Here is a 19,608-nt window from a genome sequence, read left to right as displayed (position 1 = left end):
TAATATCTAATTCCGTTCCTTCTGTTGTTTCGGGCAATTGAATTTGTAAAAGTCCATTTTTACCAATTAGCGATCGCACTCTCATACTTTGCATAACTATTTACCTCTGATAAGATGTTTCCATACTAAAGCAAAATCAGATAATTACGGTGAATAACAATCAATTTGGTGCGTTACATTTCATTAACGCACCCTACAAGATCGGCGATCGCACTCTCCCAAAACGAGCGCACTCCCAAAAATGATCGCACTTTCAAAAGCCAAAGCGATCGCGTTTTAAATTTTGAGTTTATGTAAGGAGATCGCACTTTCAAAAGCCAAAACGATCGCATTTTTAAAGTTTAATCAACAAGATAAAGGCGATCGCACTTAAATTTGTTATGATGATTGTGTCAGAGGCTATTTATTGACGAGATTCTATTTTTAATAGGTACAAGATAGTCTTTCTTATCCTTTGGAGAAAGAATTTTATCGCCACTTTCTACTATCTTTTTAATATCGTTTAGATTATTTTTAAAAGTTTCGTTATTGACTTTTGCAAGCAAAAACAGTGTATTAGTAATTCCAAAATAATTATTTTGGTCTTTATTGTAATTATTAATTAATTCTTTTACCAGATAAGAATCATTATTTCTCCATTGTGCGGAAGCAAGAATATCGGTTGCATTCCTACGAGTAATTTGATTTTTAGAATAGATATTAGATGTTAAATTTATAAGGCTATTTTTTTCCTCATTGCTTAGTGTTTGCAATACCTGGGCTGCTTTTTGACTCGTATCAGATGAACCCTGTGCTTTAATCTCTTCGAGTGCTCTTCGACCGCTTTGATCTTGGGTGCTAGAGATTAATCTAATTGCAAGTCGCTCTTGTCCTACCGCAACAAAAGTTGAATAAGCGAATTCGCGCTCTTGCGGATTTTTGGATATGAGTAAAGGACGAAATTTATCTAGGATAGCGATTTCATTTAGTTGTAACTGTCTAAAATTGTAGATGTTAGTAAAAATCGCTCCAATTCCTGTGATTAAAAGACCTATTAGCAAGGGAGTGATAGCAGTGATTTTATCCCAAATATCTTTCTTTTTGTTTTCTTCGTTTGGCATGAAGGAACTCCAAGTTACTAAAAAGTTTTATGAAAAGACTGTGTTTTTGACTAATTGTCGAGTTACTGCGATCACTTTCTCTTATGAAGCGCGATCGCCGATTTTATTAGCGAGGAAAAAGGTAATGTTTGATTTTATCACCTCAATCCAACCTACAGATCAGCGATCAAGAAATATTCTAGGACTATTTCAATAACTCGATCTCCCCTGGTCGCCAAGTCTTGTCAAACCAAGGCTCAAGCGGGCCATAAAGCCGAAGAATCGTATTCCAACCCGTGCCCGGATTTGTTTGTACCCAATTATTCTCCTTGCCAGCAGGCGGTTTCGGCCCGAAATAGATATCCACAGAACCATCGGCATTAACCAAAAGCCCCTTAGTCTGACTACCGACACTGGGAAACTGTTGATCCGTCTGAATCTGCGATCGCGTTTGGTTGCTGTAAAGAATAACTGACCAGAATAGTAGCACGGTAGGATGTGTTAGCGTAACGCATAATAATTACAAATTCATCATGATTAAAAGCAAAAAGGCCCGTTAAGTAACGCACCTGACTTTGGCTTGATCTATTCGGAGCTTTTTCCAATGGGTTAGAATGCCAATAAATAGATAATCTACGAACTAGGAGCGTCCATGGACATAGAGACCAAGAACGATCTCATAGAAGAAATTCTCGCTGCATGGAAAGACCGAATCGGTGATGACTACTTGGGTTACAGGGGTCATGTCTATCGAATGTTCAATTTCTGTTTGGCCCTCCATTCCTGCACCGAAGAAGAAAAGACCAAGTTGGCGATCGCCGCCTGCTTTCACGATCTAGGTCTTTGGTCGGCTCATACCGTGGACTACATCCCACCTTCGGTGTCTGAAGTAAAGAGGTACTTATCCGAAACCGGGCAACAGGAATGGTCTGAGGAAATTGGACTAATGGTCGAGATGCACCACAAGGTTCGCACCTACAAGACAGACCGCTATCCGCTGGTGGAACTCTTCAGAAGGGGCGATTTAGTTGATTTCTCCCTTGGTTTCTTTAAGTTCGGCATTCCTGCCGCCTATGTGAGCGAGGTCAAAAAGGCCATTCCAAATAAGGGATTTCACCGCTTTCTCATAAAAGGCGCACGCGAGTGGTTTGCAAAACATCCCTTCAGTCCACCACCCTTTATGAAGTGGTAATGCGATCGCTGATGGCGTAGGATGGGTTAGGGATGATTAAGGCGATCCCTTGTGGGCATGGCCAAATCACCAATAACATCAGCTAAAATCATTGAACTCACGGTTCGCTCATTTCTCAAACCGAAAATTTGATAAATTGTCTCAAATGCACTCTAGCAAACGCATTGAGCGTTCTAATCGAATATTTATTAGTACAAAAAGACCATTTTGAGGTTAACGAATTGATTAGGGTTTGAGCGAGCCAATCAGCGATCGCCCTCTCAGCAATGTTATGCTTACCTTATTCGCTAAAAAGCATACAGAATAAAGGTTACAGTTTGGTAGTTTGGTAGGTTGGGTTTCGTGCCTCAACCCAATGCCAGTTGAGTAAACATCAGTCCAATAAATGTTATTCTAACTTGATGCAATACCGTAGGGCAAAAACACCAGGAGCAACTTATTTTTTTACAGTGGTGACATACAATCGCCACAAAATTTTGTGTGAACCTGAAAATGTGGATTTACTACGAAATGCTTTTAAATATGTCATGCGACAACATCATTTTAAGATTGATGCTATTGTCATTTTACCAGATCACATTCATGCTCTTTGGACATTGCCTGAAACAGATGCAGATTTTTCAACTCGTTGGCGATTAATTAAAAGTTATTTTAGCCGTCAATGTCATCCTCAATATCAGGGTAAAATTTCAACATCTCGACAACCTAAAAAATAAAAGGCTATTTGGCAACGTCGATTTTGGGAGCATCAAGTTCGAGATGAGCGAGATTTTGTTAATCATATCGAATACATCCATTATAATCCTGTACATCATGGATTAGTAAACGCTCCAAAAGATTGGCAATATTCCAGTTTTCATCGTTATGTTGAAGAAGGAATTTATGATCAGATGTGGGGGGCTTCGGAAAGGCTGATCTTTGATAGTAATATTGGTATGGAATAAAATGTAGGTTGGGTTGAACAAAGTGAAAACCAACAAATTAAGGTAAGAAATAAAGGCAATGTTGGGTTTCGTCACCTCAACCTACAAGATCAGCTCAAATTTTTCAAAAATTCGGTAGGTTGGGTTAAGGAACGCAACCCAACAAATTAAAAGATAATGATGTTAATTAAATTTGGAAGGGCATATTGTTTGTGTGGAAATGTTGGGTTTCGTGACCTCAACCCAACCTACAAGATCGGCGATCGCACTGTAACCCCCAATTTGAAGAACAGTAGGCATGGCAAAAGCCGTTTTTTAGGGATATTTAGCTCTATGCTCCTATTATAAGTCAATTGCTCTAATTCACAATTACCCACGAAAAAAGAGACCCTTGCGGATATCCTGTGGTAATACGTTCAACTAAAGCTTAGTTTTTGTCTGCTTGGGTGTGGCGACGCTTCAAACCAGCACCAAAGGCAACTACCGCCGCCAAACCGACGAGGGCAGAGGGTTCCGGCGTTGTAGCGGTAGCGGTAACTTCACGGAAAGCCACCTCACCGAAGCCCGAACCTGTAGCACTACCACCATTAGAGGTGATTTGCAGTTGGATAAAGCGGGTGGTGGTGGCGGTAAAGTTGAATACCTGAGCGGGTACGGGGGCAGAACTAGCATTAACGGCATTGAAGTTCCCCAAAGAAGCGCCCGGATTGGTGGGATCGGCATCGGTATCAGCATAGAGCGTAAAACCACGAATTGCTAATGTAGAGAAAGGATTGAGTGGCCAGAGGGCAAGCGCGTCTAAGGTATAGGATGCCCCCAAATCGAAGGTGACAAATCCGGTCGTTGGGCTCGCGAGCCAGCTATTAGAAGCCTGGATGCTATTGTGAGTAGTCGTCGCCACATAGCTATCAAAGTCGGTCGTTCCGCTGACGTAGCTTGCCGACAATCCGCTCTGATTGGTCACGTTAGCTAGAGATGTTCCCGCGATATTCGTGAAAGGTCCAGTGGCGGTTGACCCCCGCACGATTCCCGCCGCTTGGGCATGGGGAGCGAGGGCGACGGGTAGGGATAGGGCGATCGCAGTAGCGATCAAGGTTAAGCTATGTTGAGTTTTCATGCAATTTAGAGGTGTTTAGATATAAAAGGTAAAAAACTGCAATGGCATTATACAGTAGGGGGGGGGTAAATGTCAAGCTTTTTTGGGCAAAAATTCTAGGTTTAGTATGGAATAAAATGTAGGTTGGGTTGAACAAAGTGAAACCCAACAAATTAAGGTAAAAAACAAGGGCAATGTTGGGTTTCGTCACCTCAACCCAACCTACAGATCGGCGATCTCACTATTTCAGTAACTCGATCTCCCCTGGTCGCCAAGTCTTGTCAAACCAAGGCTCAAGCGGGCCATAAAGCCGAAGAATCGTATTCCAACCCGTGCCAGGAATCGTCTGCACCCAATTATTCCCCTTACCAGCAGGCGGTTTCGGCCCGAAATAGATATCCACAGAACCATCAGCATTAACCAAAAGCCCCTTAGTCTGACTACCGACACTAGGAAACCTTTGATCCGTCTGAATCTGCGATCGCGTTTGGTTGCTGTAAAGAATAACTGACCAAAAATCTTTAACGGGAATATTGGGCGGTAAATGGAGGCGATAACTCTTGTCACCATCAAGGAGATTCCCCTTAGCATCACGGGCTGTCCAAGCATATTGAGAACCCAGTCCGACCATTTTTTCTTCCATCGCAGGCGTAACCCCCGTCGCCATGAAATAGTAATAGATATAAGCATCCATGTTCAGCACATCAGGCTGGGTTTGGAACTTATAGCCACCGATGAAGGGTAACTGCCAAGCACTGTTCGGATAGTAATAAGCCTCCTTCTGTCGATTATGAAAAGCGATCGTACGGGCCGTTGCATCCCCCACAGCCGCCGCTTCCGTCAAGATTTTTTTCATGCGTTCATCGGGTTTGAATGGCTTACCTTTTTGAATACCGATAGAGGCATAATAACCCAGTCGAATTTGATCGAGGGACTCACTCGGCTCTTCCTGTACCACTTGATTGAGCAGTTCCCAGAACCGATAATCGGCGGGTGCAACAGTATTAAACGGCTTACCCGACATATTCACAAAATTTAAGGCGGGGGGATTGTTCGCACTACTTAAAGGATAAATTTTCGTGTTCTTTGTCACCAACTCAACCCCCGGTTTCGGGTCGCCCTTGACCAAAAAACTGCGCCAAGGAATCCAAATATTAAAGGTCGGTGATTTCACCACGTTGTAACCCGATGGAATTTCTCCTTTGTAGCCTGGAGGTAAAAAGAGGTACTTTCCGCCTTCACCCTTATCGGGGCCAGTAATGCCCACATCAATTACCCAGCGAAACCAAATATCATTAACAGTTCCTAATACTTTCGGAGGGACTTATAAAACCAACGGACCCTTAGTGAGATCGAGCCACGTCCAACTGTATTCGTTTATTCTTGATTAGTATTCTAAAATACGGACATTTCCCATTTACTGATAAATCTTTATCATCATTCCCTTTCCTGAATTTAATTATTTCAAATTGGTCGGGATTGAATTTATGTAAAAATGTTATTGGTACACCCATAACCCCCTTGAAGTCTAAGGGAATGTCTTGGGTTTTATTTACATTAATTCCATCATAATTGTCATATTTTGGATATTCAGCCTCATTGCCAAAATATCTTTTTGTGAGAGCTATATCTTGGTGTCGTTTTGATATGTCTAAGTTTGTTAACCATAAACAATTATTTGGAGAAACTATTCTATTTCCAGAATTGTCAATACGAGCCTCTGTTCCATAAAGTTCATATTGTTCGGGAACAATGAAACCAGAAACACCTCTACCAAGATTTATTCCTAACCAGGCTTTGTTTTCTTTAATTAGTTTGAAAATTTCTTTATAGGTTATTGCATTAATATTGCCAATTATCAAAAACTTTTTGTCGTATTTAACTAATTGAGCTACATATTCTCTGAATAATGAAAATGGGGGATTAGTCACAACAATATCGGACTTTTTTAATAGTTCAATACTTTCAGGACTACGAAAATCCCCATCCCCATTAAAGTAAACAATGTCAGTTGAACTAGGTTTATTTTTTTCTCTCTCTGTATCTGTATATTCAAAGAAAAAACCCTTTTCATCTTCTTCTCTATTAAATAAATCTCTCCCTTGTTCTCGATAACAAGATGTTATTATTTTTTTTAGACCTAATTTTTGGAAGTTTGAGGCAAAATACTTAAAAAAGTTACTAATTCGGGGGTCATCGCAATTGCAATAAACTACTTTATTTTCAAAATGACTTTTATAATGTGGCAACTCACTTTCTATATCTGAAAGTTGTGTATAAAACTCGTCACTTTTTAATTTTTTAGCATTTTGCAATAATTTATTTGTTGCATTTCTTACCATTTTCAACCTTTTTTGATTTAATAAATCTTTTGTTTTTATTTATTTACTTTTGGTTATCTGATTAAATATTTCACTGCCTAATACTTGAAGAGAGGTTTTAGAAATTTCAAGCATAATATCAAACATTTTTTTGATAAGTAGGGAGGCACAATTATTTCTAGGACGGGTTAGCGGTAACGTAACATGAACGTAGGTTGGTTTTCATGCTTCTAACTTCACAGTTTCAATCAATGTGCATGGTGCGTTCCCCAAAATTGATCGCTGGAGTAGCAGAACTTGCATTAGGGAACGCACCCTACAGCACTAATTTTATTTTCTTAGCCAATTGATTAAAAGATTTTTAATACGTATTAGTCTTTCTGGTGAGATATTTCCTAAACGTGCATTGATTACAGATGATTCGACACTTGTTAATCGTCCTAGCCGAATTAAAGAAGCTACTTTAAGTCCAGTAGTAATATAGTCAGAATCTGAGGTATTAATAATTTCGTCAAATCCTAGAGTAGCTTGATGGAGACGAGAAGAAATTAAAGCAAGTAATAAATCACGATGGCGACTTGGTGAAATAGCAATAATTAAAGCTGGACGCAGTTTTCCCGATTTCAAGTCTGCTTGAGGAAAACGAATTAGAACAATATCACCTGGTTTCATGGTTGATAAATTTCTTGAGCATCTGCTAGGGAATATTCAATTTCATCTCCTTCTTTGAAAAATTGCTCTAATGAAAATTTTTGCCAGTCTTCATCTTGCCAGTTAGTATATTCTGAAATGTTGTTTGGCTCAGGGGAAATTAATCGGGTAAAGTTGGCAATTTTTTCAACAATGTCATCAGGTAATCGGTCAATCTGTTGGTGAAGTTCTTCACGAATTGTAGCAGACATAAGTTAAATTATTTGATTAAGGTGTAGAGTGGATATTATTGATTATAACTCAGATATTGGGTCGTAATCTGGGAAAAAGTAATGTTGGGTTTCTACAAGATCAGCGATCTGCTACGCAGTGCCTTCGGCATCGCACTCCTCATCCCCAAAAAGCGATCGCCAACTCTGGAACCTTGCTAACATAATAAAAAATCATATTCAATAAACCTCATCGTGAGTTCCAATATCAATTAGGTTGATCTCTTCTTCTTGGGTTTCAGGGTTTGATTCAAAATTGAAAATAATTCGACAATCATATTCAACAGAAAAAGCCCAAACACCTGACAATTTCCCCTTTAGTTTATGGGTGCGTAATATTGGATTATAGGGATCGTCAGCGAGTAGTCTCAATTTGGCTTCTATTTTTGATTTTAAGTCAGGTTGTCGTTTAATCCTTGTTTTGAAAGCGCGTTTAAATGATTGGCTAAAAACCAAGTTAATCATTGTTTAGTTCGGCAATAATGGAATCAACATCTCCTCGAAAAACATTACCATTTTGATAGTCTTGTCGAGCTTGAGAAATATTTTGAGCAATTTGTTCTCGTCTTTTTTCGATTTGCCGATGTTTAACAATATTGATCAAGTCATCTTGTTCATCAAAAGAGAGATAGTCAATCATTTCTAAGATTTGACTAAATTGCATTGTTGGCGGCATTGTTACTTTCCCCTTTTTCAATACAGACTTTTATTTTACTCTGCTTGAGCAATAATGACATCCGCGATCGCGGATCAATGACAACTTTCCAACTCACAAAGAGAGATCGCCCCTCTTCATTTCCAAAAAGCGATCGCACTCCTCATCCCCAAAAAGCGATCGCCCTTGGCGTTCCTATCCCAAGCAATGGCAGTTTTCAAGTTTAATCAAGAAGATAACAGCGATCGCACTACGTTCTTCGGCATCCCACTGACAGCTGCAATCAATGTGCATGGTGCGTTCCCCAAAAGCGATCTCTGGAGTAGCAGGACTTGCATTAGGGAACGCACCCTACGGCGAGAGCGATCGCACTAAGGACAATGCCAGCTACTGTGATGAGAAATGATTTCATAATTGATACGACAATAGTGTATTTATCGATTTCTGTCTAACGGTCTATTTATACGGCTTTTAGTTTAGTGTAGGACTAATTTCTTGAATCCACCCGACAATTAACTAATTTTCGGGGAAAAAGTGCCTAAATTTTGCCACCCGATCGCTTTCGTGGCTGGCACTTTTTGAGGACAAAAAGCCTAAAAGTCTTATCCCACAAAGTTTTTAGCTCTATTCAGCCAACCCGATTTATTGGTGTACTTGCAAATGAAGGACATAATGACCTAAAATCAGCTTATCTGACCATAATTCGTACTCTAGACGCAAATATTCGGGGAGATTATTCCCCTCTAATTGGAGACTACGGGTATAGTTGCGGACACGAAAAGCGTCACCCGGTTGAGGACTTTCGGCATTTAACCAGTAGCGACTAACACCAAAAACCCCTTGCTCCCAAAAATGACGATAGGAGAATCTTCCCTGGCCCTGCATGGTCATAATTACCCGATTGGCCGAAATTTCTAGCCAAATTAATTTATTTTGCTTATTTTCGGGTGTAAGTGTCTCTATTTCTGCGAGAGCCATCGGTGGTTGATTGAGGAGAAGATGAAACCGGTGGCGATCCTTTTGGTAGAGGGTAGCGGCAGTCTCTAAAGTGGAGAGGATGGGTAGATCTGTCGAGAGCAGACATAGGGAGACGGGACGGCGGTGATGGGCAAGCATAGACTAGACTTAATGGTGTCCTTATCTCCACAATAGTTGATTCTCCGCCTACCGCTACTGGCACCGGAAATTTTTTTAGAAAAAATCCAGAAAACACTTGCATTATTGAGGGACTTATGATTATAATTATTAATTGTGAGTAACTTTCCTCGGTAGCTCAGTGGTAGAGCGGTCGGCTGTTAACCGATTGGTCGTAGGTTCGAATCCCACCCGGGGAGTTAATCGAAAATAGCAGCAGCAATACTTTCTTATTGCCGCTTTTTGGTCTTCCTAGAGAATTTCAGCGATCGCATTTTCTGGGCCGACTAGGGAAATGTAAGGATTTTGAAAATATTTACTGGCTACCGATCGCGCTTGTTCGGGAGTAATCTGATTAATAGAATCCAGGAAAGTGCGATCGAATTCAATCCCCAAACCTAAGCTTTCATACCAACCGTATAATTGAGCGATTTCGGCGTTAGTTTGTTTACCGAGAGCATATTGACCCAATAACTTATTTTTAGCTGACTGTAACTCCTCCTCACTCAAAGTTACTTTATATAACCTTTCTGCTTCCTGACGCAATCCCGACACGGCGATCGCTGTATTTTGGGGTGCAGTACCCATATAGATGACAAATTGGGAAGAATCGAGACGGGTGGGATAAAAAGAGGAAACATCGTAGGCTAATCCCCGTTTTTCTCGCAATTCCACGAATAAACGACTAGATAACCCATTCCCCAGATAGGTACTCAATAATTTTAAAACGGGATAATCATCCTCTTGTACAGAAGAGCCGGGGTATCCTAACATAACGATCGCCTGTTGACTAGCTTGGACGGTAGTTAAACAGGTAGGCTGAAAATCAAAAGCGGCCGGGGGTAAACTAGATAAAGGAAGATCGGGAATTGACCAACTGCCAAAAATTTCCGTCACTGCTTTTACTGCTTCCTCTAGGGTAATACGGCCAGAAAGACTAATCACCAAGTTATCGGGACGGAAAAAGCGACTATGATAGGCCTGCATATCCTCCCGTTGCAATTGAGAAACCGTTGCCTCCGTACCCAATAAAGACATACCATAGGGATGATCGGGGTACATAGCTGCGCGTAATTGATTAAAAGCGACATTAAAAGGCTGTTCCAATTGAGAGCGAATGCTTTGACGGGTGATATTTTTCTCTAATTCGATTTCTGGGGGTGGAAAACTGGGAAAACGAATAATTTCCGCCGCTAGACGCAATATATCTAAAAAATCCTTGGTAACGGTCTTTAAACTAACCACAAAATAATCAGTCCCCGTGTCGGCACTTAAACCGGCCCCCGTGGACTCAACGCGATCGGCAATTTCTAGGGAAGATAACTTTTCTGTACCTTTGGTGAGCAGCACTGCTAACAGACGAAATAAACCCGCCTTTTCGGTTTTTTCCCAACGAGTACCCGCATTTTTGAGGAAAATCCTCCCAGCAACCAACTCCACGGCCGTATTTTCCATCACTAAAAGGGTGATGCCATTTTCTAAGATTAAGCGGTGAATGGGAGAAGCGGACATCGTTTATTCACAGGGTTGCATTATTGTAATAGCATATCGCTCTGGGGAGAGATACTGACGAGCCAGACGCTGGAGATCTGACGGTTGCAAACTTTGGATAACTTGGGGATAGATCGTTGCTAGGTCGGCAGCTCTCAGGGTTTGATAATATCCATAAAGTCCCGCTAATTGGCCCGGGGTTTCTGTGGAGAAAATATAATCGTTAGCTAATAACTGTTGAGTGCGGTGTAATTCTTCGGGGGTGACGGGATCATCGTGCAGATGTTGGATATGTTCACAGATAATAGCTTCAATTGCCGCGGTTTGTGAGCTAGATAGGCAAGCACCGATGGTAAAGAGACTGGAATCTCGTTGCAGGGAAAAATTACTGTTAATATCGAGGACGATTTGCGCTTCTTCCCGCAGCTGTCGCACTAACCGCGAACAGCGTCCCCCAGCAAGAATTACAGAAATCAAGTCTAATCCAAAGGCATCTTCTAGGCGATCGCATCCTGGTCCAATCCATCCCATCAAGAGACGAGAATGTTCTAGGTGGGGTAAATATACTTGGGAACGACGAATTTCGATCAGGGGGGGTTCGGCAGCCACTAGATGGGGAGGGGATTCCGAGGGGACGGGAAATTCCCGAAAAGATTGCCGGATAATTTCTAAAGCTGGTTGGGGTTCAATTCCCCCGATAATCGCCACACACATATTTTCCGGTTGATAATAGGTGCGATGGAAACAGCGCATTTGATTGGGGGTTAATTGCTCTAAACAGGGTTGATCGCCTAGAATAGAGCGTCCGTAGGGATGGTTTTGATAGATACTTCCGCAGAGGGTTTGGTAGGCAATCCAATCGGGATCATCATAACAGGCCCGTAATTCTTCTAAAACTACATCTTTTTCCCGATAGAATTCCTCGTCGTCAATCTCAGCATGGAGGAGAATTTCTGCCAGATGGGGTAGGGTATGTTCAATTTGATCCACACTGCTGGTGAGATAGAAGTGTGCATAATCGTGACTGGTGGCAGCGTTGGTCATTCCGCCACAATTTTCGATTAAATAGTCAAAGAGTCCGGGGGGAAGTTTTTTCGTCCCCTTAAAGATCATGTGTTCGAGAAAATGGGCCATACCTAACCATGGATCGGGTTCAGCGATCGCACCTGCTTTCACCCACACATCCACCACCACCACAGGAGTCACGGGTAAATACTGATGAATTACGGTTAAGCCGTGATCTAATTGCCATACCTGAGCGGGAAAAGAACTCGTTTGACACTGTGCTATCGACTTGATCAATGTCCGTTAACCAGATTTTTTGTTAAATTCTATACATAGATTATCTTATCTCTTGCCTGCTCTACCATTAAAAAATTTTGTCATGATTTCTAGACAATTCCCCCAAATATCAGCCTTATCGGTGCTCAGTGATCAGTTATCAGATGTGAGTTTTCGGTTCACTGATTACTGTTTACTGTTTACCGCTCCCTAATTAGGGTTTGCTGGATAAATCTAAAAACATTGTTCGATAAGACTTTTAGACTTTTTGTCAATCAAAAAGTGCCAGCGATTGGAGTGATTGGGGGGAAAATTCAGGGACTTTTTCCCTGAAAATTAGGTAATTGACCACCTGAAAATCGCTAAAACCCCACACCCCACACCCCACACCCCACACCCCAACCCCCAACCCCCAACCCCCAACCCCCAACCCCCAACCCCCACCGAAAAACTTTTTCAGCAGACCCTAATTACTGTTTACTGTTTACTGATAACTGAAAAACCCCCTATGACAGACAATAAAGATAACTTCAACGAAACTTATAATGCACTAATTGATCGCATTGTCAATCTAACTTTAGAAGGAAAAATTAGGGCTAAATCACAGGTTTATAACCTTTTAGCCGAGGGACTAAAAAATGGCACAGGAGAAATTTTTGAGCGTTGTTTAACAGAAAAAATGATCCTTACTCGCTCACAGTTAGAAACAAAAATTAAAGCGACTAGGGTTTTGCGGGCCCTGGAAACAATCGAAAGTGAATGGGAAAAATATCAAAAAAACAATCAGCAAAATTCTCTCACTGCAGCGGCGATCGATAATCTGGTGAAAATCGATCGAGAGGATCGTTTACTGACTTTAGTAAATTTAATTGATCCCAATCAAAATAATGCTTTAACCCTAGAACAATTGCAACAGTTAGCCAAGAATTTACAGACAGTTGCTCAGCAGCGGGGAGAAGCGGATTTATGGCAAATTGCCACAGGGATTAATTTGGGGTTAAATACTTGGTCAAATTTATCGAGTTATCTCACCAGTTGGCTCTACGAACAAAATCGCAATCTTGGTTTTACTAATGATAATGAGCGAGTGACACCCTGGCAAATTTGGGCAAGTAAAGTTAATCCCTCTTGGTTAAAACGAGTCTTAGAAAGTTTAGCTAATCAACAAGCTTTTGATCCTCTCACTCAAGATTTAACTTTAACCGATTGGGTAGAAACTGCTATTGTTTTTCAATATATCCAAAGAGGACTAATTAACTTTTTTGATCAGCGCATCTATAGCGAAAAATTAGGAGCCAAATTATCCATTTCTACCTTTCTCACCTTCGCTTTAATTTGGTCGCTGTTAACCAATAGTTTCGAGCAAGTTAGTAAAAATTCCCTCTATAGTCGCGGCTGTTTTCAGATGGCTTTACAAATTCTGAGAACCTTTGCTCAACGGGACTATTTTCCTTTATACGGAGGAATTTTTGCCTCCTTTTCTGGCAGTTATCTCAAGGATGCGTTAGACTATTTATCAATTCCTCTGCGTTATGTGGAAGGCACGGGAGAAAAGGCGAGAATTTTAACTTTAATTGCCTATTCTAATCGCATTCGTGGCGACTATCGACAGGCCAGAGAATGTCATCAACAAGCTTTAGAAATTGCTCGTCAACAACAGGACTCTGCTTGTGAAATAGCTAATTTAAACCATTTATCCCGTCTCAATGCTATCCAGAAAAACTATACAGAAGCAATTAATTTAAGTCAGAGAGCTTTAATTTTAAGTCGTCAACAGGGTAATAGTTTAGGACAGGCTAACGCTTTAGCTAATTTGGGTTATAGTCAGGTACAGGAAGCGCAACAGTTAGAGAGATATGATCCCGAAATTTATCAAAGTTCGATCGAGTATTTACAGCAGGGATTAAAGTTAGCGGAAAGTCTCCAAGATTGGCAGAGTAAATCCCTTTGTTGTAGCAGTTTAGGTCTAGCATATCTTATCCTCGAAAGACCCCAAGAAGCGATTAATATTCTCCTGCAAGGATTGGAATCGGCCAAATACTACGGAGATGTATATCTGCAAGGTTTATTACTAACTTATTTAGGCGAAGCTTACTATCAAGACAAGAATTTTGAACAGGCAATTTATATGGGTTCTCTAGGAATGTATTGGCTACACGAAATCGGTGCAGTAGAATGGCGACAAGCTGCTAGTCTATTAACGGTTATTCGCGGCAAAAATATCGCAGCTTTTGAGCAGAATTTCAGTCAGGAACGTTCCTCCCTGATTAAATCTATTGGACTGGAAGGCTACCAATATATCTCAGAAATTCTCAGCAAATATCAACAGGGTAATTAGTGAATACACAGCATAACTTATTAATTAATCTCTCGGTACTTTTTCCCCAACCCACGGGAATCAGTACCTACATTCTTAACCTCTTACCCTACCTGAAAAATTTAGAACCAACCCTACTAACAACTAATAGTTATCCCGACTTTAACTGTTATTCTATCCCCAAGAATCTCACCCCCGATCGAGGAGCGAAAGGTCATTTAAAACGCTTACTCTGGACTCAGTGGCAGTTACCGTCAATTTACCGACAATTAAAGGCCAATTTACTCTTTTCTCCCCTTCCAGAAGCGCCGATAAATTCTCCCTGTCGCTTTGTCGTCATGGTACACGATTTAATTCCCCTGCGGTTTCCCAGTTTTACCTCCCCTTTAACCCACTATTTCCGTTATTATGTGCCGCAGGTATTACAACAGGCAAAACATATTATCTGCAACTCTCAGGCAACGGCCAAAGATATCACTGAATATTATCAAATTCCCGCCGATAAAATTACTTCTATTCCCCTAGCTTACGATCATCATCACTTTCGCCCTACTGAAGATAATAAGCCAGAACATCCCTATTTTCTCTATCTCGGTCGTCCCAATCCCTATAAAAATTTACCGCGTTTAATCGCCGCTTTTGCCCAACTGCCCCCAGATTTAACAGATTATCATCTTTGGATTGCCGGCAGCTTTGATCGCCGTTATACCCCCAATTTACAACAACAAGCGCGAGAATTAGCCGTCAGCGATCGCATTAAATTTCTCGATTATATCCCCTACGATCACCTACCCAAAGTTATCAGTCAAGCCACTGCTTTAGTCTTCCCTAGTCTCTGGGAAGGCTTCGGATTGCCCGTTTTAGAGGCTATGGCCTGCGGTACACCCGTCATTACCTCAAATTTGTCATCTTTGCCCGAAGTCACGGCAACAGCGGCAATTTTAATCGATCCCTATCGAGTCGAGGCCCTAGCCGATGCCCTCAAAATTATCGCTCAAGATCGACAATTACACTCAAAATTAAGTCATTTAGGCAAAAAACGAGCCAATGAGTTTAGTTGGCAAAAAACCGGTCTAGCTACGGCCGCAATCTTAAATCAATATCTAGGGTCTGCTTAACTGACAGCGTTTCCCGTCCAGATGAAGTATAACCTGAGCGGTCATCGTCGGAAAAAGAAAAATAATTTGACAGATCGGCAGCATTTGCTGTAGGATTGATGATCGTGACCTTAATTGGAGAGATGGCCGAGCGGTTGAAGGCGCAGCACTGGAAATGCTGTTTAGGGGTAACTTTAACGAGGGTTCGAATCCCTCTCTCTCCGTCCCCAAAGCACCTCATAGACATGAGGTGCTTTTTATGTAAAAAGTAGGGTGCGTTAGACGGCAAAAATTGCTGCTTTGACTTGAAGGTAACAATCCGTCGTAACGCACCACCTATCATCAACTGTGTGGTTTCTAGATTCCCTCTGGGGACTTATTCAGCAAACCCTAATTTGTAATTCCCACTGCTCCCTTCTCCCCACTCCCCACTTCCCGCTCTCCTATACCTTTTAAACAGGATTTAGTCTAATTCCCGTCGGTAGGCCATCTTTACACTTAGCTAACCACTCCAGTAAACTATCTAACTGCTGTTGCGGTTTTACCAATCCTAGACCCCTAACCGTCACCTGTTTGGGACTATAAACAAAGCGTGATCGTATATGTTGGGGTAGGTGTTCTTCTAATAATTTCCAAGCTGGTTCCTCCATGGGAGTTTCTAGGATAATATGCTGTTTTCCATCGGGTTTAATGCGCGAAAAACCGAGGGATTTAGCCAGATGTTTTAACTCGATTACCTTAAATAATTGTGCCACCGGTGCAGGAATTGCCCCGTATCTATCGACTAAATCGGCGGCAATTTGTCCTAAAGTTTTCTGAGAATTAGCAGTAGCGATCGCCCGATAGACATCCATTTTCTGCTCCAGATCTGATATATAATCATTAGGAATAAATGCCGTCAATTTCAGATCGATTTGGGTATCCTCCACTTGAGGAATTTCTTGACCTTGAATTTCCCGCAAAGCTTCCTGTAACATTTCCATATATAGATCAAAACCGATCGCTTCCATTTGTCCCGATTGTTCCGCACCCAATAAGTTACCCGCACCGCGAATTTCCAGATCCCTAGTCGCTAATTGATACCCCGATCCTAACTGGGTAAATTCTTGAATTGCCTTTAATCTTTCCCGAGCGGTTTCTGTTAGTTCTCCCTTGGCCGGATAAAGTAACCAAGCGTGCGCTTGTACTCCCGATCGCCCCACCCGTCCCCGCAGTTGATAGAGTTGCGCTAAACCGAATTTTTGGGCATCTTCAATGATAATCGTGTTAACTCTGGGAATATCTAACCCCGACTCCACAATAGTCGTACAGACTAAGATATCCGCTTCCCCATTATTAAAAGCTAACATGGTGGTCTCTAATTCGGACTCATCCATACGACCGTGGCCGATGGCAATTCTAGCACCCGGAATCATCCCTTGAATTGCTGCCGCTTTTTCTTCAATTCCCTCGATTCTGGGTACTACATAAAAAATCTGTCCTCCCCGATCCAATTCATTGCGAATTGCCGTTCTAATCACATCAGAATTATAACTAGAAAGGTGGGTTTGGATGGGACGACGAGAGGGAGGAGGTGTGGTAATTAAACTCATTTCTCGCACCCCAGAAAGGGACATATAAAGAGTCCGGGGAATCGGTGTCGCACTCAAAGTTAACACATCAATATTACTTTTAAAAGCCTTAATTTTTTCCTTTTGATTGACCCCAAAACGCTGTTCTTCATCAATTACCAATAATCCTAAATCTTTAAACTCCACCGCTTTACTCAATAACAACTGCGTCCCCACCACTATATCCAATTCCCCCGTTTTCAAGCGCTGGACGATATCTTTTTTCTCGGAATTGGTGCGAAAACGATTTAATAAACCCACATTAATGGGATAGGGAGCAAAACGTTCTTTCAGGGTGTGATAATGTTGTTGGGTTAAAATCGTTGTTGGTGCTAATAAAGCCACCTGTTTATGACCCGTGGTGACAGCTTTAAAAATAGCACGAATGGCCACTTCTGTCTTACCAAAACCCACATCCCCACAGACTAATCGATCCATCGGGCGATCGCTTTCTAAATCCCGTTTCACATCCTGTATCGCTTTCAGTTGATCAGCAGTGGGTTGGTAGGGAAAAGAATCCTCTAACTCCCGCTGCCAGGGATTATCCATCGGATAGGCAAAACCCGATTTTTGGGCGCGTTGGGCGTAAATATTGATTAAATCAACCGCTAACTTCTTAACCGACTTCCTGACGCGGGCTTTCGTCGCTTCCCACGCTTTGCCAGAGATTTTATGTAATTCAGGCTCTTGACTACCTGTATGACGATAACGGGAGAGATTATCGAGAGAATCGGCAGGAACCCGCAATAATCCATCGGCATACTTAATAACTAGATAATCTCGACCTTGCACTACTCCGCTAATTGTGCTTTCCTGCTTTTCTAGTTTGATAAACTGCCCGATACCATGGTGTTTATGTACTACAAAATCGAGGGGACGGAGTTTGTTCACGTCCACCTGTACCGAGGCTGCTTGCCGACGTTTGCGGACGTAACCGGCAGTATTTAAAAGATGTTGCCCGAAGAACTCTCGATCGCTAACGACGACTATGCGATAGGTGGGGAGAATAAAACCTTCTAATTCAGCTAATCCTGAGTATTTTAGGGCTGTAGCGGTGTTTTGAATTATTAAGCGCTCGATCGCCCCAAAATCAAGGGGATTGGGGATAAATTGGGCCGGGCAGTCGTGTTCCTGTAATAACGAGACTGTGCGGGAGGGTTGGGCAGATATTAACCATGTAGCATACTTATTTACTTTAATCCCGCTATAAATCTCTCTTTTTCCCCGTAAAATTTCCGCTAGTTTGGCGAATTGCCCCGCATTGGTGGGAATCGGACGACTGGAGAGATTAAGGCTATTTTCGGACAGGTGATCGTCTATTTCCGAGAGGTAGAGATGGGGAAATTTGGGCGATATTTCCAGAGATTCGCCAAAAGAACGGTGAATTTTCGGTAAAGGTGGTTCTATCTCTTGCCAGCGTTCCCCAATATATTCTATCCAGCGCTCGCTTCTAGCTTGACAGCTTTCCAGTTCATCAAAGGCAATAAGAGTATTTTCGGGGAGATAATCCAATAAAGAAGCAGCTTGACGGAAGGCCAAGCCTAAAAATCGCTCAATTCCCTCTGGATAAATGCCATTAGCCAATTTTTCTCGATCTTCAGCCCCTAGATAATCGGCCACTGTCGGGGGGAGAGAAGGGGCAATCATCGCCGCGAAGCTAGTGGGAGTAAGAAGCAGATTGGGGATAGAATCCAGCGATCTTTGGGTTGCAGGGTCAAATTCTCGCAATTTTTCCAATTCATCGCCGAAAAATTCTAACCTGACTGGTAATTCTGCCGAAACTGGGAAAATATCAACGATATCGCCGCGACGACTCCATTGCCCTTCGGTTTCTACCAGTGAAACCCGTTGATATCCTAATCTAGCTAGGGTTAGATCGAGGTTTTTGGCTTCTATAATCGTTCCTATCTCAAAATTATCGCTATATTTCTCGAAAACCTCCCTAGGGGGTAAATGGGGCTGCAGGGCCTTTTCGGTGGTAACGATCGCAATTCCGTCCTCTTGATGACTGATTGCCGATAATACCTGCATCTGTCCCCAAATCATCTCGGATTCCCGATTAAATGTCTCGTAGGGGCAAGCTTCCGAGGTGGGATAAAAGAAAACACCTTTCCACGTCATCGCTTCTAATTGGGCAGCCCAACGTGCCGCTTCTTCTAAATTGGCACAGATAATTAAAAGATTTTTTCCTTGACAACGGGCAAAAGCTGTGCTTATTAATCCTTTCGGTAAGCGGGCAAGGCCAGTTAGGGTTAAATTGCCGTTTTTCTCCAGTTTTTGGATAAGTTCGGCAGTTAGAGGCGATTTTTCAATGTTGCGAACAACGGAGGCAAAAGTCATTTTTTAGTGATCGGCTCTCGGTTTTTAGTTAGGGTCTGCTGAAAAAGTTTTTCGGTGGGGGTTGGGGGTTGGGGGTTGGGGTGTAGGGTGTAGGGTTTTACCGATTTTGAGGTAGTCAGTTACCTAATTTTCAGGGAAAAAGTCCCGGAATT

General features: G+C 42.0%; 17 protein-coding genes, 2 tRNA genes and 2 pseudogenes. 7 read left to right on the top strand and 14 right to left on the bottom strand.

Annotation, left to right across the window (positions count from 1 at the left end):
* Positions 1 to 392: 392 nt before the first annotated feature.
* Positions 393 to 1,100: a hypothetical protein gene (locus IM322_RS13365; protein WP_287675739.1), complete on the bottom strand. Its 708-nt coding sequence runs from the start codon at positions 1,098 to 1,100 to the stop codon at positions 393 to 395.
* A gap of 184 nt (positions 1,101 to 1,284) precedes the next feature.
* Complete coding sequence (locus IM322_RS13360) at positions 1,285 to 1,569, bottom strand: DUF1214 domain-containing protein (RefSeq protein ID WP_287675738.1); 285 nt, start codon at positions 1,567 to 1,569, stop codon at positions 1,285 to 1,287.
* A 162-nt stretch (positions 1,570 to 1,731) separates the two neighbouring features.
* Between IM322_RS13360 and IM322_RS13355 the strand changes: the two genes are divergently transcribed.
* Positions 1,732 to 2,271 (top strand): hypothetical protein, encoded by a 540-nt coding sequence (locus IM322_RS13355; RefSeq protein ID WP_287675737.1) that lies wholly within the window; start codon positions 1,732 to 1,734, stop codon positions 2,269 to 2,271.
* Between the two features lie 401 nt (positions 2,272 to 2,672).
* Positions 2,673 to 3,215, top strand: a pseudogene (locus IM322_RS23715) (REP-associated tyrosine transposase).
* A 406-nt stretch (positions 3,216 to 3,621) separates the two neighbouring features.
* On the opposite strand, the gene IM322_RS13345 reads toward IM322_RS23715, so the two are convergent.
* The 8 genes and pseudogenes from IM322_RS13345 to IM322_RS13305 form a co-directional block, all read right to left on the bottom strand.
* Positions 3,622 to 4,311: a PEP-CTERM sorting domain-containing protein gene (locus IM322_RS13345; RefSeq protein WP_287675735.1), complete on the bottom strand. Its 690-nt coding sequence runs from the start codon at positions 4,309 to 4,311 to the stop codon at positions 3,622 to 3,624.
* A 220-nt stretch (positions 4,312 to 4,531) separates the two neighbouring features.
* Positions 4,532 to 5,314 (bottom strand): DUF1214 domain-containing protein, encoded by a 783-nt coding sequence (locus IM322_RS23365; protein WP_353737514.1) that lies wholly within the window; start codon positions 5,312 to 5,314, stop codon positions 4,532 to 4,534.
* 54 nt (positions 5,315 to 5,368) lie between these two features.
* Positions 5,369 to 5,593: pseudogene (locus IM322_RS13335) on the bottom strand (DUF1254 domain-containing protein); the annotation flags it as partial.
* A gap of 40 nt (positions 5,594 to 5,633) precedes the next feature.
* Entirely contained in the window at positions 5,634 to 6,632 is a 999-nt protein-coding gene (locus tag IM322_RS13330) for an adenine-specific methyltransferase EcoRI family protein (protein ID WP_287675734.1), read from the bottom strand.
* 309 nt (positions 6,633 to 6,941) lie between these two features.
* Entirely contained in the window at positions 6,942 to 7,283 is a 342-nt protein-coding gene (locus tag IM322_RS13320) for a type II toxin-antitoxin system PemK/MazF family toxin (RefSeq protein WP_004159877.1), read from the bottom strand.
* Positions 7,280 to 7,513 (bottom strand): hypothetical protein, encoded by a 234-nt coding sequence (locus tag IM322_RS13315; protein ID WP_002801545.1) that lies wholly within the window; start codon positions 7,511 to 7,513, stop codon positions 7,280 to 7,282. The genes IM322_RS13320 and IM322_RS13315 overlap by 4 nt, the downstream gene beginning before the upstream one ends.
* 198 nt (positions 7,514 to 7,711) lie before the next feature.
* Entirely contained in the window at positions 7,712 to 7,996 is a 285-nt protein-coding gene (locus tag IM322_RS13310; protein ID WP_287675733.1) for a type II toxin-antitoxin system RelE/ParE family toxin, read from the bottom strand.
* Positions 7,989 to 8,207, bottom strand: a complete 219-nt coding sequence (locus IM322_RS13305) for a hypothetical protein (protein WP_002757428.1) — start codon at positions 8,205 to 8,207, stop codon at positions 7,989 to 7,991. Before IM322_RS13305 ends, IM322_RS13310 begins: the two co-directional genes overlap by 8 nt.
* 77 nt (positions 8,208 to 8,284) lie before the next feature.
* Between IM322_RS13305 and IM322_RS13300 the strand changes: the two genes are divergently transcribed.
* Positions 8,285 to 8,413, top strand: a complete 129-nt coding sequence (locus IM322_RS13300) for a hypothetical protein (protein ID WP_286826955.1) — start codon at positions 8,285 to 8,287, stop codon at positions 8,411 to 8,413.
* Positions 8,414 to 8,828: 415 nt separating this feature from the next.
* Here the strand turns inward: IM322_RS13300 and IM322_RS13295 are convergent, their stop codons facing one another.
* A complete protein-coding gene (locus tag IM322_RS13295) occupies positions 8,829 to 9,302 on the bottom strand; it encodes a hypothetical protein (protein WP_287675731.1) in 474 nt (157 codons plus the stop codon).
* 146 nt (positions 9,303 to 9,448) lie between these two features.
* On the opposite strand from IM322_RS13295, the gene IM322_RS13290 reads away from it, so the two are divergent.
* Positions 9,449 to 9,520 (top strand) — tRNA-Asn (locus tag IM322_RS13290).
* Between the two features lie 52 nt (positions 9,521 to 9,572).
* On the opposite strand, the gene IM322_RS13285 is transcribed toward IM322_RS13290, so the two are convergent.
* Together IM322_RS13285 and IM322_RS13280 are read right to left on the bottom strand one after the other, a co-directional pair.
* Complete coding sequence (locus tag IM322_RS13285) at positions 9,573 to 10,832, bottom strand: M16 family metallopeptidase (protein ID WP_287675730.1); 1,260 nt, start codon at positions 10,830 to 10,832, stop codon at positions 9,573 to 9,575.
* Between the two features lie 3 nt (positions 10,833 to 10,835).
* Positions 10,836 to 12,113, bottom strand: a complete 1,278-nt coding sequence (locus IM322_RS13280) for a M16 family metallopeptidase (RefSeq protein WP_287675729.1) — start codon at positions 12,111 to 12,113, stop codon at positions 10,836 to 10,838.
* A gap of 487 nt (positions 12,114 to 12,600) precedes the next feature.
* Between IM322_RS13280 and IM322_RS13275 the strand changes: the two genes are divergently transcribed.
* The 3 genes from IM322_RS13275 (at position 12,601) to IM322_RS13265 (ending at position 15,730) form a co-directional block, all read left to right on the top strand.
* Complete coding sequence (locus IM322_RS13275; protein WP_287675689.1) at positions 12,601 to 14,430, top strand: tetratricopeptide repeat protein; 1,830 nt, start codon at positions 12,601 to 12,603, stop codon at positions 14,428 to 14,430.
* The gene (locus IM322_RS13270) at positions 14,430 to 15,527 is read left to right on the top strand and encodes a glycosyltransferase family 4 protein (RefSeq protein ID WP_287675688.1); all 1,098 of its coding nucleotides are present in this window, start codon (positions 14,430 to 14,432) and stop codon (positions 15,525 to 15,527) included. Before IM322_RS13275 ends, IM322_RS13270 begins: the two co-directional genes overlap by 1 nt.
* Before the next feature lie 116 nt (positions 15,528 to 15,643).
* A tRNA-Ser gene (locus IM322_RS13265) sits at positions 15,644 to 15,730 on the top strand.
* 228 nt (positions 15,731 to 15,958) lie between these two features.
* Here the strand turns inward: IM322_RS13265 and mfd are convergent.
* The gene (gene mfd, locus IM322_RS13260; protein ID WP_287675687.1) at positions 15,959 to 19,456 is read right to left on the bottom strand and encodes a transcription-repair coupling factor; all 3,498 of its coding nucleotides are present in this window, start codon (positions 19,454 to 19,456) and stop codon (positions 15,959 to 15,961) included.
* Positions 19,457 to 19,608 lie beyond the last annotated feature (152 nt).

The sequence above is a fragment of the Microcystis sp. M109S1 genome, from assembly GCF_020247025.1.
In the GTDB taxonomy this organism is placed as follows: domain Bacteria; phylum Cyanobacteriota; class Cyanobacteriia; order Cyanobacteriales; family Microcystaceae; genus Microcystis.
The sequence above is the reverse complement of the archived record's forward strand: the minus strand, read 5'-3'. Positions and strand labels throughout refer to the sequence as shown.

Bases quoted from the DNA above. Each gene is read 5' to 3' on its own strand.
- IM322_RS13365 (WP_287675739.1), bottom strand. From the start codon at position 1,100: ATGCCAAACGAAGAAAACAAAAAGAAAGATATTTGGGATAAAATCACT.
- IM322_RS13355 (WP_287675737.1), top strand. From the start codon at position 1,732: ATGGACATAGAGACCAAGAACGATCTCATAGAAGAAATTCTCGCTGCA.
- IM322_RS13345 (WP_287675735.1), bottom strand. From the start codon at position 4,311: ATGAAAACTCAACATAGCTTAACCTTGATCGCTACTGCGATCGCCCTA.
- IM322_RS23365 (WP_353737514.1), bottom strand. From the start codon at position 5,314: ATGTCGGGTAAGCCGTTTAATACTGTTGCACCCGCCGATTATCGGTTC.
- IM322_RS13330 (WP_287675734.1), bottom strand. From the start codon at position 6,632: ATGGTAAGAAATGCAACAAATAAATTATTGCAAAATGCTAAAAAATTA.
- IM322_RS13320 (WP_004159877.1), bottom strand. From the start codon at position 7,283: ATGAAACCAGGTGATATTGTTCTAATTCGTTTTCCTCAAGCAGACTTG.
- IM322_RS13315 (WP_002801545.1), bottom strand. From the start codon at position 7,513: ATGTCTGCTACAATTCGTGAAGAACTTCACCAACAGATTGACCGATTA.
- IM322_RS13310 (WP_287675733.1), bottom strand. From the start codon at position 7,996: ATGATTAACTTGGTTTTTAGCCAATCATTTAAACGCGCTTTCAAAACA.
- IM322_RS13305 (WP_002757428.1), bottom strand. From the start codon at position 8,207: ATGCCGCCAACAATGCAATTTAGTCAAATCTTAGAAATGATTGACTAT.
- IM322_RS13300 (WP_286826955.1), top strand. From the start codon at position 8,285: ATGACAACTTTCCAACTCACAAAGAGAGATCGCCCCTCTTCATTTCCA.
- IM322_RS13295 (WP_287675731.1), bottom strand. From the start codon at position 9,302: ATGCTTGCCCATCACCGCCGTCCCGTCTCCCTATGTCTGCTCTCGACA.
- IM322_RS13285 (WP_287675730.1), bottom strand. From the start codon at position 10,832: ATGTCCGCTTCTCCCATTCACCGCTTAATCTTAGAAAATGGCATCACC.
- IM322_RS13275 (WP_287675689.1), top strand. From the start codon at position 12,601: ATGACAGACAATAAAGATAACTTCAACGAAACTTATAATGCACTAATT.
- mfd (WP_287675687.1), bottom strand. From the start codon at position 19,456: ATGACTTTTGCCTCCGTTGTTCGCAACATTGAAAAATCGCCTCTAACT.